12 protein-coding genes are annotated in these 13,889 nt (G+C 60.0%); 9 read left to right on the top strand and 3 right to left on the bottom strand.

Features of this window, described 5'->3' with window-relative positions; translation table 11 throughout:
- Positions 1-134 precede the first annotated feature (134 nt).
- Positions 135-956: a cell division protein ZipA gene (zipA, locus tag AC56DI_RS00545; RefSeq protein WP_496344458.1), complete on the top strand. Its 822-nt coding sequence runs from the start codon at positions 135-137 to the stop codon at positions 954-956.
- A gap of 76 nt (positions 957-1,032) precedes the next feature.
- Positions 1,033-3,408, top strand: a complete 2,376-nt coding sequence (gene ligA, locus AC56DI_RS00540; RefSeq protein ID WP_496344457.1) for an NAD-dependent DNA ligase LigA — start codon at positions 1,033-1,035, stop codon at positions 3,406-3,408.
- Positions 3,409-3,445: 37 nt separating this feature from the next.
- On the opposite strand, the gene AC56DI_RS00535 is transcribed toward ligA, so the two are convergent.
- Entirely contained in the window at positions 3,446-3,724 is a 279-nt protein-coding gene (locus AC56DI_RS00535) for an HU family DNA-binding protein (protein ID WP_422589297.1), read from the bottom strand.
- Between the two features lie 78 nt (positions 3,725-3,802).
- Positions 3,803-4,849 carry an AraC family transcriptional regulator gene (locus tag AC56DI_RS00530; RefSeq protein WP_496344456.1) on the bottom strand — a complete coding sequence of 349 codons (1,047 nt, stop codon included), beginning with the start codon at positions 4,847-4,849 and terminating at the stop codon, positions 3,803-3,805.
- A 98-nt stretch (positions 4,850-4,947) separates the two neighbouring features.
- Here AC56DI_RS00530 and AC56DI_RS00525 point away from each other — a divergent pair, with 98 nt between their 5' ends.
- The 7 genes from AC56DI_RS00525 (at position 4,948) to AC56DI_RS00495 (ending at position 13,528) form a co-directional block, all read left to right on the top strand.
- Complete coding sequence (locus tag AC56DI_RS00525) at positions 4,948-6,423, top strand: flavin-containing monooxygenase (RefSeq protein ID WP_496344455.1); 1,476 nt, start codon at positions 4,948-4,950, stop codon at positions 6,421-6,423.
- On the top strand, positions 6,407-7,336 hold the full coding sequence (locus AC56DI_RS00520) for an alpha/beta hydrolase (RefSeq protein ID WP_496344454.1): 930 nt from the start codon (positions 6,407-6,409) through the stop codon (positions 7,334-7,336). Before AC56DI_RS00525 ends, AC56DI_RS00520 begins: the two co-directional genes overlap by 17 nt.
- Positions 7,337-8,101 carry an SDR family oxidoreductase gene (locus AC56DI_RS00515; RefSeq protein ID WP_496344453.1) on the top strand — a complete coding sequence of 255 codons (765 nt, stop codon included), beginning with the start codon at positions 7,337-7,339 and terminating at the stop codon, positions 8,099-8,101.
- A gap of 289 nt (positions 8,102-8,390) precedes the next feature.
- Positions 8,391-8,726: a ribonuclease E inhibitor RraB gene (locus AC56DI_RS00510; RefSeq protein ID WP_324520209.1), complete on the top strand. Its 336-nt coding sequence runs from the start codon at positions 8,391-8,393 to the stop codon at positions 8,724-8,726.
- Between the two features lie 123 nt (positions 8,727-8,849).
- A complete protein-coding gene (locus AC56DI_RS00505) occupies positions 8,850-9,557 on the top strand; it encodes a type 1 glutamine amidotransferase (protein WP_496344452.1) in 708 nt (235 codons plus the stop codon).
- A 605-nt stretch (positions 9,558-10,162) separates the two neighbouring features.
- Positions 10,163-11,368, top strand: coding sequence for an acetyl-CoA C-acetyltransferase (locus tag AC56DI_RS00500; RefSeq protein WP_496344451.1), 1,206 nt, complete (start codon positions 10,163-10,165; stop codon positions 11,366-11,368).
- 15 nt (positions 11,369-11,383) lie between these two features.
- Entirely contained in the window at positions 11,384-13,528 is a 2,145-nt protein-coding gene (locus AC56DI_RS00495; protein WP_496344450.1) for a 3-hydroxyacyl-CoA dehydrogenase NAD-binding domain-containing protein, read from the top strand.
- Positions 13,529-13,707: 179 nt separating this feature from the next.
- Here the strand turns inward: AC56DI_RS00495 and AC56DI_RS00490 are convergent.
- Positions 13,708-13,889: hypothetical protein (locus AC56DI_RS00490; protein WP_496344449.1), on the bottom strand; the 182-nt coding region annotated here is incomplete at its 5' end.

Here is a 13,889-nt window from a genome sequence, read left to right as displayed (position 1 = left end):
AGCTTAATGCCAACTTTTTGTTACGCGTGGGAAAACGCCAGCCAGAACATGGGCTTGGCGCCACGTTGAGATTATTGCAGCAGGGCTTGGAAGGCCTGCTTTCATCACTTTTTTAGTCGGGGTCACGGAATTACATGGAAATCGGTCTGCGCGAGTGGCTGATCGTCATCGGCATCATTGTTATCGCCGGTATTCTTTTTGATGGCTGGCGCCGTATGCGCGGTGGCAAGGGCAAGCTGAAATTCAAGCTGGATCGCAGTTTCTCCGGCATGGATGACGACGTCGGTGGCGACCCTGAATTGCTTGGCCCGGCGCGGGTGATTGATCGCCAGAACGAGCCGCGCGTGGATGAAGAAGACTTGCCGGCCATGAGTGCCCGCGAGCTCAATCGCCGCCGTTCCGGTGAGCCGAGCCAAGGTGACCTGAAACTGGATGAGCCGGTGCCAACCCTGTTGACCCCTGTGGACGAAGGCGACAAGAAGCGCAAAGTTCAGGCTCAGGAAGATGCACAAGACCTGCCGCCTGTTGAAGAAGTGCTGGTGATCAACGTCATCTCTCGCGACGAAGGCGGTTTCAACGGCCCGGCGCTACTGCAGAACATTCTGGAAAGCGGCCTGCGTTTTGGCGAAATGGACATTTTCCACCGCCACGAAAGCATGGCCGGCAATGGCGAAGTGCTGTTCTCCATGGCCAATGGCGTTAAGCCTGGCACCTTCGATCTGGACGATATCGACCTGTTCAGTACCCGTGCGGTGAGTTTCTTCCTCGGTATGCCGGGCCCGCGGCATCCTAAGCAGGCCTTCGATGTGATGTTGGCTGCGGTGCGCAAGCTGGCCCACGAGCTGAACGGCGAGCTGAAAGATGACCAGCGCAGCGTCATGACCGCGCAGACCATCGAGCATTACCGTCAGCGCATCGTCGAGTTCGAGCGCAAGCACATGATGCCCAAGCGCTGAGTCGCGCCTGAGCTGAATCCGTGATTATTAAAAAGAGCAGCCTCGGCTGCTCTTTGCGTTTTTGAGAGCCGTAAGCATGAGCACAGACACCTCCCACGCCGCCCAGCGCATCCTTGATTTGCGCACCGAACTGGACGGGCACAATCAGCGTTATTACGTGCTTGATCAGCCGAGTATTCCTGACGCCGAATACGACCGCCTGTTTCGTGAATTACAGGCCTTGGAAGCGGCACATCCGGACTTGATTACCGTCGATTCGCCGACTCAGCGGGTTGGTGGGGCGCCGCGTGCCGGCTTTACCGAAGTGCGCCACGAGGTGCCGATGCTCAGCCTCGGCAACGCCTTCGCCGAAGCCGATATGCTGGATTTCGACCGCCGCGTGCGTGAGGGCCTGGCCGACGACCTGCCGCCTGGCGATCTGTTTGGCGGTGGCGCCGAGGTCGAGTACGTCTGCGAACCCAAGCTCGACGGCTTGGCCGTGAGCCTGCTGTATGTCGAGGGGCAACTGGTGCGCGGCGCCACCCGTGGTGATGGCAGCACGGGTGAGGACATCAGCGCCAATGTGCGCACGGTGCGCAACATTCCGCTCAAGTTGCAGGGCAGTGGCTGGCCCGCGGTGCTGGAGGTGCGCGGCGAGGTGTTTATGGCCAAGGCCGGTTTCGATGCCCTCAACCAGCGCCAGCTGGAGAGCGGTGCCAAGCCCTTTGCCAACCCGCGCAACGCCGCCGCCGGCAGCCTGCGTCAGCTTGATTCGAAAATCACCGCCAGCCGTCCCTTGGCCTTCTGCTGTTACGGCATCGGCCAGGTTGAGGGCGAGTTGCCGGACACTCAATTGGGCATTCTCCAGGCGCTGCAGACCTGGGGTGTGCCGATTAGCCCTGAGTTGTATCTGGCCCGCGGCATCGATGCTTGTCAGGCCTATTACCAGCGCATCGGTGCCAAGCGCGAAGCCTTGCCTTATGAAATCGATGGCGTGGTGTTCAAGGTCAATAACCTGGCCTGGCAGCGCGAGCTGGGGTTTCGTGCGCGCGAGCCGCGTTGGGCCATCGCCCATAAATTCCCGGCCATGGAAGAGCTGACCGAGCTGCTGGATGTGGAGTTTCAGGTCGGGCGCACGGGGGCGGTGACGCCGGTGGCGCGCTTGAAGCCGGTAAAGGTGGCCGGCGTGATGGTCGCCAATGCCACCTTGCACAACATGGATGAAGTGGCACGTTTGGGCCTGATGATCGGCGACACGGTGATCATCCGCCGCGCCGGCGACGTGATTCCGCAGGTGGTGCAGGTAGTGCTGGAGCGACGTCCGCTGGATGCGCGAGCGGTAGAAATCCCCGCGAGCTGTCCGGTGTGCGGCTCCCATGTTGAGCGCACCCAGCTGGTCAAGCGCAGCAAGGGTAAGGAGTCCTTCAGCGCGGGTTCCATCTACCGTTGCGTTGGCCGTCTGGCCTGCCAGGCACAGCTGAAGCAGGCGATCATTCACTTCGTTTCGCGCCGCGCCATGGACATCGACGGGCTCGGCGAGAAGAGTGTCGAGCAACTGGTGGACCTCGGCCTGGTGCAGTCGCCAGCCGACCTCTACCGCTTGCAGTTCGACCAGTTGGTAGGCTTGGAGGGTTTTGCCGAGCTGTCGAGCAATAACCTGCTGGCCGCCATCGAGAACAGCAGGAAGCCCGAGTTGGCGCGGTTTATTTATGCCCTCGGGATTCCCGATGTTGGCGAGGAAACGGCCAAGGTGTTGGCGCGCTCGCTGGCCTCGTTGGAGCGGATCAAGCGCGCGTTGCCCGAAGTGCTGACCTACCTGCCGGACGTAGGGCTGGAAGTGGCCCATGAGATTCATGAGTTCTTCAGTGACGCGCACAACCAGAACGTGATCGAGCAACTGGGTCAGGTGCTGGATATTCAGGGGCAGGGCGAGTTGGGTGCCGAGTTTGCCGCCTGCACCACCTTGGCCGGCTTGCTCGACAAACTGCACATACCGTCCCTCGGTCCTACCGGCGCAAAAACCCTGGCCAGCAAGTTTGGCGAGTCGTTGCCCAAACTCCTCGAAGCCGATTGGCTGGACCTGCGCCAGACCCTGAGTGAGAAGCCGGCCAATGCCGTACGCGAGTTTTTCAGCGTGGCTGAACACCGCGAGCGGGCGCTGAAAATCGAAGCGCAGTTGCGCGAGTTCGGCATGCACTGGGAAAGTGAGAAACGCGTCGTCGCCGGGCTGCCGCTGGCCGGCCAGACCTGGGTGTTGACCGGTACGCTGGAGCTGATGAGCCGTGATCAGGCCAAGGCCAAGTTGGAGGCATTGGGCGCCAAGGTGGCGGGTTCGGTGTCGGCCAAAACCCATTGCGTGGTGGCCGGGCCGGGCGCTGGCTCGAAGTTGGCCAAGGCCAGTGAGCTTGGCTTGCGAGTGCTGGATGAAGCGGGGTTTGTCGAGCAGTTGCAGGCCCTGGGCGTTACGCCCTGAGCCGTTGGCGCAAGGCGTAAATACGAGCGCTGAGAACTTAGTTGAGCGCGTCGGTCAGGGCTTTGGCCGGAACGAACTTGACCACGTTCTTAGCGGCGATTTCGATCGCTTTGCCGGTCTGTGGGTTGCGGCCGCTGCGTGCTGGGCGCGCTGTTACTTTCAGCTTGCCGATGCCAGGCAAGGTGATTTCATCGCTGTTTTCCAGGGCGTCGCTGACGATTTCGCTGAGGTGCTCCAGCAGGGCGCGCACTTGCGCCTTGGGTGCGTCGACGGCTTCGGCGAGGTCGCTGATCAGTTGCTCTTTGCTGATGGCCATGGGTGCTGCTCCTTTGCTAGATAGGGTTGTTCCTAGTTAGGTTGGCACGCTAGCACAGATGCACACCCGGCTGAATGTTCAGGATGTCGCATGCCGGCGTCGGTACTGGCGCGGCGCGAGGCCTTTCCAGCGTTTGAAGGCGTGGGTGAAGTTCGACACTTCGCCATAGCCCAGGCGCTCGGCAATCTCTTCCAGGGTCAGGCCACCGGTGGCGAGCAATTCTTCCGCCAGGGTCTGACGTACCTCTTCCAGCAGTTGGCGAAAGCTGGTGCCTTCCTCGCTCAGGCGCCGGCGCAGGCTGCGGGTACTGGTGTGCAGCTGCGCGGCAATCTCATTCATGTCCGGCAGACGGCCGGGACGGCCGAGCAAACGCGTACGAATTTGTCCGGCCAGGCCTGAGCGTTCACGCCGACGGGTAAGCAGGGCATGGCACTGCATTTCGCAGTCGTGCGCCACCTGGGGGTTGGCGCCGGGCAAGGGCAGGTCGAGGAGTTGCTGGGCCAGCACGAAACGATTTTGCGCCTGGCCGAACAGCGGCTCGACACCGTAATGCTCGGTATAGCGGGCGACATCGGCGGGGGCGGGCATACGCAACTCAACGCGCTTGAACGGTAGAGGCTGACCGAGCAGGTCACGCTGGATCTTGAGCATGCCGGCGGTATCGCGCAGCAGGATAAAGTCGCGCAGTGCCGGCGGCAGGTCTTGGTCGTCCAGCCGCAGGTGCATGTCTTCGCCGTGATCTTCCAGGTGCATGCGACAGAACGCGTAGGTCAGGTCGAGGTAGCGCAAGCCCATGTTGGCGGCGCTGCGCAGGGTCGGGCAACTGAGCAGGGCAAAGCCCCAGATGCCGTAGGTGCTGAGGTGATAGCGCTGGCCCGCCAGTAGGCCGAGGTCGGGGATATGGCCAAGGGCTGCCACCAGATTGCCAATCAGAATCAGCTCCTGGCTGGCGTCAATTTCACTGGCGGGATCGCCCAATTGGCTCAGGGTCAGGCCGCTGCCGGCCAGGCACTGCTCAATCGACAGGCCCTGATCCATGCCGAACTGGGTCTGTAACTGAGCACTGATGATGCTGCGCCGTGCCGGCCAGTGACCAGCGGGCGGGGGGGTTAAAGTGTTCGACATGTTGGCCGCAATTCACAATTAGTGGCCGACTATGCCATAACGCATCGTCGTGCGGCCACGTAGTATGAACGCACAGCCTAAAACCTACGGGACGAACAATGACAACTAATTCCCCAGCTGCGGCGCCGCTGCGCGTGCTGATTATCGGTGCCGGTTTTGCCGGTGTCGGCCTTGCTATCCAGCTGCAAAAGCGTGGTATCGACGATTTTCTCGTGCTGGAAAAAGCGGCCTCGGTGGGCGGCACCTGGCGCGACAATCACTATCCGGGTGCAGCCTGTGATGTGCCGTCGCACTTGTATTCGTATTCGTTCGAGCCGAAGACCGACTGGAGTCGCAAGTTCGCCCCGCAAGCGGAGATCGTGGCGTATATCCAGCACTGTGTGGACAAGCACCAGTTGGCCGGCAAAATCCGCTGCAACACGGAGGTGGCGAGTGCCGAGTTCGAGCAGGCCAGCGGCCTGTGGCGGGTGATCGGCAAGGATGGTGAGCACTACCAGGCGCAGGCGCTGGTCAGCGCTTGTGGTCAGTTGAATCAGCCTGCCTATCCGCGCATTCCTGGCTTGGAGAGCTTTGCCGGCGAAGCCTTCCACTCGGCGCGCTGGAATCACGCCTATGACCTGGCCGGCAAGCGGGTGGCGGTGATCGGCACCGGCGCCAGTGCGATCCAGTTTGTGCCGGAGATTGTGCCCAAGGTGCAGCACTTGACCCTGTTCCAGCGCAGCGCCGCCTATGTGATCAGCAAACCGGACCGGGCCTATAAGCGCTGGGAGCTGGCCCTATTGCGTCGCTGGCCGTGGCTGCAGCAAATCGATCGCGGCCTCAAGTATGTGCAGCACGAAGTCCGCGCTCTGGCGTTTATCCACTTTCCGGTGCTGATGAAGCTGTTTCAGTTCAGCTTTCAGCGCCATCTGGCCGCTGCCATCGTCGACCCTGAGCGGCAGCGCCAGTTGCAGCCGGACTATCCGCTGGGCTGCAAACGTATTCTGATCTCCAATAACTACTTCCCGGCCTTGGCACAGGGCAATGTTGAGATCGTCAATCAGGCCATTCAGTTCATCACCCCCCATGGTGTGGTGACGGCCGATGGTCGTGAGCATCCAGTGGATGCGTTGATCTACGGCACCGGGTTTGCGGCCACCGATTTTCTTGCGCCGATGCAGATCAAAGGTCTGGATGGTGTGGAGCTGAACCAAGCCTGGCGCGACGGCGCCGAAGCGTATAAGGGCATCAGTGTTAATGGCTTTCCCAATCTGTTCCTGCTCTACGGGCCGAACACCAACCTGGGCCACAACTCGATCCTGTACATGCTGGAAAGCCAGTTTGCTTACGTGCTCAATTGCTTGGACGCGTTGCAGCAGCAAGGCCTGCGCTATATGGATGTGAAGCCTCAGGTGCAACAACGCTTCAACCAGCACCTGCAGCAGGTGATCCGCCATTCGATCTGGGAGCAGGGTTGCACCAGTTGGTACAAGAATGCGGCCGGCAAGAACACCAACAACTGGCCGGGGTTCACCTTTACTTACCGCCAACAAACCCGTCACCTGGAGCTTGCTGACTATGACTGCAGCCGTTGAATTTACTCCGCCAGCACTCAGCCAGCCGCTGTTGCGCGGCCTGCTGCGCGGCGGTTTGCGTCTGCTGTTTTGCAGCCTGGTGCGACCACCCACGCCGATTGCACTGCAGCGCGGGTTGTTGCGCATGCTCACGGCCACCACACGGGCGCCCCACGGGTTGAGCTTGACCCATGGGCACCTTGGCGGCCGGCCCTGTGAATGGCAGCGCCCGGCGCAGGATGGCGGACGGGTGCTGTTGTACTTGCACGGTGGCGCCTACCTGATCGGCTCGGCGGCGACCCATCGCGGCATCAGCGGCATTCTGGCCACCTGCAGTCAGCGAGCAGTCTGTGCCCTGGATTATCGCCTGGCGCCGGAGCATCCCTATCCGGCCGCCCTGGAGGATGCCGTGGCGGCCTATCGTGAGCTGTTGGCCATGGGCTACCGGAGTGAGCAGATTGTTATTGGCGGTGATTCCGCCGGCGGCAATCTGACCCTGGTCACGGCGCTGCGCATACGTGAACTGGGGCTGCCTTTGCCGGCGGCGCTGGTGTGTTTTTCCCCGGTGACGGATTTCACCTTTGAGCATGTGCATGAGCCGGCAGGGCGCGATCCTGTGCTCAATCCGGCCTGGATCAAGCAGGCCCTGGCGCTGTACTGCCCGGCAGGCCAGGACCCCAAAGCGCCTGGCTTGTCACCGCTGTTTGCTGATGTGCGCGGGTTGCCGCCGGTGCTGATTCAGGTCGGCACCGATGAGTTGCTGCTCAACGACAGCCTGCGCTTTGCCGAGCACGCCAAGGCCGCCGGTGTGGCGGTGCAGTTGGAGGTGTATCCGGGGCTTTGGCATGTATTTCAGGCCTATGCCGGGATACTCAAGGCGGCCGACTTTGCCATGGCGCGGGTCGCCGGTTTTTTGCGGGCGCAGGAGGGTTAGATGGACAATATTCTGATCACCGGCGCGGCCTCGGGCATCGGTGCCGCCACGGCGCGCTTGTTTCATGCACGTGGCTGGAAAGTAGGTTTGCTCGATATCAATCACGCCGCATTGGCCAGCCTGGCTGAGGAGCTTGGCGGAGTCTGGCATGCCGAGTTGGATGTGGCCGATGCGGCTGCGGTGCAGGCGGCACTCAAGGATTTTGCCGGCGAACATGCGGGGCAGTTGCGGCTGTTGTTTAACTGCGCCGGAGTACTGCGCTTCGGCCATTTCGAGAGTATCGAGTTGGCCGAGCACGCGCGCATCCTGCAAATCAATGTGCTGGGTTTGCTGCAAATGACCCATGCGGCGTTCCCCTACCTCAAGGCTACCGCCAACGCCCAGGTGATCAACATGGGCTCGGCCTCGGGCTTGTATGGCACGCCGCACATGGCCAGCTACTCGGCGTCGAAGTTTGCCGTACGCGGTCTGACCGAAGCCTTGGATCTGGAATGGCGTCGCCATGGCATTCGCGTCGGCGATTTAATGCCGCCCTTTGTGCGCACGCCAATGGTCAGCAGTCAGGCTTTTGAGCCGCCGGCCCTGCGCCATCTAGGCGTCAATTTGCAGGCTGAGCAGATCGCTGACGCTGTTTGGCAGCAGTCACAGGGGGCCGCGGTGCATCGGCCGATCAGCGGGCTGTTCAAGTTGATGTACTGGTCGGCCCAGCTGTCGCCGGCCTGGATGACGCGGGCCATCATGGGTTGGTTAAGCCGCGAAAAGTGACAAGTGGCCGGCGCTGGACTAAATGTTCAGCGTGGCCTTAGGGTCTGTTGTCGTTTCATTATGAGCTGCGTTGCCGCGAGAAAGGGCTCCCGGTTAGGCGCAGGACGCCGGTAATGGTTATTCCCTTACCAAGTCCTGCAACAGCAGCGGGGCCCCTTTCTCGCGCAACCCGAAGGGCCGGGCCTGCCCCGGCGCGGCCACGAATGAAACGGCGACAGACCCTAACGATAGGGCTACTCTCGCAGAGCAACACGGTGATTGATGTCTACTCAATGAGGGGTACCAATCTATGTCCATGAGCGCTTCGGAATCCAACAGCAGCAGTCTGCTACAGCGTATGAAGGAGGGCGGTTTCGATTTCGCTCGTATCCATGCCATTGAGTTTTACGCCATTTTTCCTGATGAGGAACGGGCCCGACTGGTGGCGCAAAGCTTTCGCGGTGAGTCGCTGAATACCCAGATCAATCAGCGTTGCGAAGGCGTCTGGCACTTGCAAGTGAGCAAGGTGATGTACGCCAGCCATGCCGGCATTGATGATTTTGAGCAGGGTCTGGAAACCCTGGTGGTACCGCTTGGCGGGCGACTTGAGGGGTGGGGCGTGATCCAGGAGCATGCCCGTTTGTAGTCTTTAAGGTTGCATGTCGCGTAATCCCGTCAGCTGACCGCAATGGCAGCTGACGGTACAACATCCCGTTCCTCTCTCGACCTTGCCTTGACCTTTGTCGCACACTGCGCGGCGGAGGGCACCATGAGCGATATTCTGATACTGACTCACACCGATCACTGCACCCCTGGCCATCTGGCCCAGGTTCTGCGTGCTCAGCAGCTTGATTACCAGGTGCTGCGGGTTGACCGTGGCGAGCTGGCAGGCGTCGACCTCGACCGGCCCAAGGCCGTGGCAATCATGGGCGGCGCCATGAGCGTGAACGATCCGCTGCCCTGGCTGACGACGGAAGTAGCAGCCATCCAGCATTTTCTGCAGCGTGACATTCCCATGATCGGTCACTGTCTGGGCGGTCAGCTATTGGCCAGGGCGCTCGGTGCCGAGGTGCGCACCATGGCCTTTCAAGAGGTTGGCTGGCAGCGTCTTCAGCACACAGTGCAAGCGGCTAACAGCCCTTGGCTGCGCCACGTGCCTGGCGAGTTTGAGTTGTTTCAATGGCACGGTGATACCTTTGATCTGCCGCCCGGAGCGCAGCACTTGCTGAGTAATGGCTGGTGCCAGAACCAGGCGTTTACTTGGGGAGACAAGGTGCTGGCGTTGCAGTCCCATCCGGAAATGACCGCTGAGCTGGTTGATCTGTGGCTAACCGAGGCGGGTTATCTGCTGGATGCCAGTCAACCCAGCCAGCAGAGCATTGCCTTTATGCGGGAAAACCTGCCGCAGCGCATCGCCCAGCTGAATCAGGTGGCTGAGGGTTTTTACCGGCATTGGTTGAATCTGGCGTTTACCTGATACGCCTCTGCGCCCGTTGCTGACGGCGTAACAGCAACGGGCGGCTTGCACTCTAACTAATCAGGCGACTGAGGTTGGGCAGGATCAGAACCACGGCGGTGGCAAACAGGATCATGCCCGCTTGGCGGACTTTCGCGTGGATATGCATGGTGTGCTGCCTTTTATTCTTGTTGCCGTTACTCGCCATGTGCGCGTTGCCTTGATCGCACTCAGGGGTAACAGCTTGGCGTTAACTCAAAAACCATCCCGGCATTGCCCGGCGATGGCGCCTTGCCTTACAAACTCTAGGGCGCGGGCCACACTCGCCTTAGAAGCTTTGGCAGCAAGAGCGTACGGTCTAGGAGTTGGCGGTTATTCACGCAACCCTTCGTCTGGGCTGTAAGCCACAGGCCAGACACCTGTATGGGGCATTGTTCCAGCGTTACACGCAGTCCTACCGTTGGTCTGAGCTGAGTGGTCAATGGGCCTGAGCATTTCGGTCATTGAGCCTGCGCGCGTTGCGGCTATGGTAGAGCGGCCTAACAACAATTGTTGGTAGCCGCTGCTGGGCAGCGGACTTCCACACCGCTACCTATCCCTCCTATATAAGGAGGCCAGAGGACGCCATGACCGAAGCATTCATTTTCGATGCGGTGCGCACGCCCCGCGGTAAAGGCAAAAAGGACGGCGCGCTGTACAGCGTCAAGCCAGTTGATCTGGTGGCCGGCCTGCTCAAAGCCCTTGAGGCCCGCAATGAGCTGGATACCAGCCAGGTTGACGATATCGTCCTTGGTTGCGTGACGCCGGTGGGTGATCAGGGTGCCGACATCGCCAAAACAGCCGCGTTGGTGGCGGATTGGGATGAGCAGGTGTCGGGCGTGCAACTCAACCGCTTCTGCGCCTCAGGCCTGGAAGCCGTCAACCTGGCGGCGATGAAAGTGCGCTCTGGTTTTGAAGACCTGGTCGTAGCGGGTGGCGTCGAGTCGATGTCGCGCATTCCGATGGGCTCTGACGGTGGCGCTTGGGCCATGGACCCCGCGACCAACATGCACACCCATTTCGTTCCGCAGGGCATCGGTGCCGACCTGATTGCCACGCTGGAAGGCTTTTCCCGGACTGATGTTGATGCGTTCGCCCTGCGTTCGCAGCAGAAAGCCGCGCGTGCACGGGCCGATGGCTCGTTCAACAAATCGCTGGTGCCGGTGACCGATCAGAACGGCATTCTGATTCTCGATCATGACGAGTTCATTCGTGCCGACTCCACCTTGGAGGGCTTGGGTAAGCTCAAGCCTAGCTTCGAGATGATGGGGCAGATGGGCTTCGATGCCTCGGCCCTGCGCAAGTACTCCCATGTGGAGCGCATCGAGCATATCCACACCCCAGGCAACAGCTCGGGCATCGTCGACGGGGCAGCGCTGATGCTGATTGGCTCCGAAGCCAAGGGCAAAGAACTTGGGTTGAAGGCCCGTGGGCGGATCGTCGCCACGGCAGTCACCAGCACCGATCCCACCATCATGCTCACCGGCCCGGCGCCGGCTACGCGCAAGGCTCTGGCCAAGGCCGGGCTGAACGTCAATGACATCGACCTGTTCGAGGTCAACGAGGCGTTTGCCTCGGTGGTAATGAAGTTCATGAAGGACATGGGCGTGTCCGAAGACAAGGTCAACGTCAACGGCGGCTCCATCGCCATGGGCCACCCGCTCGGTGCAACCGGTTGCGCGATTCTCGGCACCCTGTTGGATGAGTTGGAGAAGCGCAATCTGCGTTACGGCCTCGCTACCCTGTGTGTGGGCGGCGGTATGGGCATTGCAACCATTATTGAACGCGTTTAAGGCCGGAGCTCGAAGATGACTGACGCCATCCGTTACGAAAAGGGCCAGGACAATATCGTCGTTCTGACCATGGACATGCCTGGCCAAAGCGCCAATACCATGAACGCTGAATACCGCGCGGCCATGGGCAACATTGTTGATCGCCTGGAAGCCGAGAAAGACTCGATCGTCGGTGTAATCCTTACATCGGCGAAGAAGACGTTCTTCGCCGGTGGCGATCTGAATGAGCTGATCAAGGTCACCAAGGCCGATGCAGCCCAGTTCTACCAGATGATTCTTAACATCAAAGGCCAATTGCGCCGCCTGGAATGCCTCGGCAAGCCGGTAGTGGCTGCTATTAATGGTGCGGCGCTAGGCGGCGGCTGGGAAATAGCTCTGGCCTGCCACCACCGCATTGCGCTGGACAGCAGTAGCGTGCAAATCGGCTTGCCGGAAGTAACCCTGGGCTTGCTGCCAGGCGGCGGTGGCGTGGTGCGGATGGTGCGCATCCTGGGCCTGGAAAAATCTTTGCCCTACCTGCTGGAAGGCAAGAAGGTGCGCCCGCAGGAGGCGTTGAAGGCCGGTCTGATTCAGGACATCGCTTCTGATCGTGATGACATGCTGGCCAAGGCGCGCGCCTGGATTGCCGCTAACCCTGCAGCCGTGCAGCCGTGGGATGTGAAGGGTTACAAGATTCCCGGTGGTACACCGTCCACTCCTGCCGTGGCGCAAATGCTGGCGATCGCTCCATCGGTACTGCGTGACAAGACCAAGGGCTGCTTCCCCGCGCCGGAGAAAATCATGTGTGCGGCGGTAGAGGGCGCCCAGGTTGACTTCGATACCGCGCAATTGATCGAGGCGCGCTATTTCACCGAGCTCACCACCGGCCAGGTGGCGAAGAACATGATCGGAACCTTCTGGTTCCAGCTCAATGAAATCAACGCTGGTGGTTCACGGCCAAAAGGTTACGCGCCTTACGTCACGAAAAAGGTTGGCGTGCTGGGTGCCGGGATGATGGGTGCGGGCATTGCCTATGTATCGGCAGTGGCCGGTATCGACGTGGTGCTCAAGGATGTGTCCATAGACGCTGCCGAGAAGGGCAAGGCCTATTCGAGCAAGCTGCTGGACAAGAAAGTCTCCCGTGGCCACATGAGTGTAGAAAAACGCGATGGGATTCTCGCCCGTATCACGGCAACCGATAAGGAAGCGGATTTCACTGGCTGCGATCTGATCATTGAGGCGGTATTTGAAGACCGTGATCTAAAAGCCAATGTCACGGCGGCAGCCGAGCGCTGCGCACTGAGTGATGCGGTGATTGCTTCCAACACCTCAACCTTGCCGATTACCGGGTTGGCCACCGCTGTACAGAAACAGGACAAGTTTATCGGTCTGCATTTCTTCAGCCCGGTCGACAAGATGCCGTTGGTGGAAATCATCAAGGGCGAGCTGACCAGCGATGAGACCCTGGCTCGCGGCTTTGACTACGTCATGCAGATCAAGAAAACCCCGATTGTGGTCAATGACAGTCGTGGCTTCTTTACTTCACGGGTCTTTGGCACGTTCACCAATGAAGGCATTGCGATGCTGGGCGAGGGTGTTAGTGCTGCAATGATCGAGAATGAAGCGCGCAAAGCCGGCATGCCGGTGGGCCCGTTGGCGATCTCTGATGAAGTGTCGATGAGTCTGATGAACCATATCCGCCAGCAGACGGTTAAAGACCTCAAGGCTGAGGGCAAAGAGATTCCGGCGCATCCAGCGTTTGCCGTGATCGACATGATGCTCAACGAATACAAGCGTCCAGGCAAGGCCGCTAACGGCGGTTTCTACGATTACCCCGTTGGCGGTAAGAAGCATCTGTGGCCTGAACTGAAGGCGCGCTTCGAGAAAGCAGATGGGCACATCTCCCAGGAGGACGTGCGCGATCGCATTCTGTTTATCCAGGCCATCGAAACCGTGCGCTGTCTTGAAGAGGGTGTATTGCTATCCACCGCCGACGCCAACATCGGGTCGATCTTTGGGATTGGCTTTGCGGCATGGACTGGTGGCGCGCTGCAGTTCATCAATCAGTATGGGTTGCCGGACTTTATCGCGCGTGCGCAGTATCTGGCTGAGCAGTATGGTGAACGCTTTGATCCGCCCGCCCTACTAGTAGAGAAGGCGGCGAAGGGTGAGTCGTTCTGAGCCCGAGTTGTAACGGCTTTATCGCTTAGCAAAACCGGCGCCTAATGCGCCGGTTTTGCTTGTTAATCCGTGAAGGTGGTTAGTGGAACGAAATACCCCTTGACTGCTCCCATTAAGTGTCTATAATTCGCACCTCTTCCGGCGCAGATCTCTCGGAAAACTCTTTTGAAAACAAAGAGTTAGCTTAAAAAGAGGGGTTGCAAAGCAGCGAAAGCTGTGTAGAATGCGCCGGGCTGACAAGGTGGTGTTTTGATCTTGTTGGTGCTTCGATCGAGTAGATCGGAAGCGGTTGAGAAGGATGTTGACAGCGGTTTGAAACGCTGTAGAATTCGCCTCCCGCTGACGAGAAGCTGAAAAGAAG

The sequence above is a fragment of the Pseudomonas sp. BGA-UO-ETr-WB11 genome (assembly GCF_059567785.1).
Note: the sequence above shows the minus strand (reverse complement) of the source record. Positions and strands in the feature narration are given on the sequence as shown.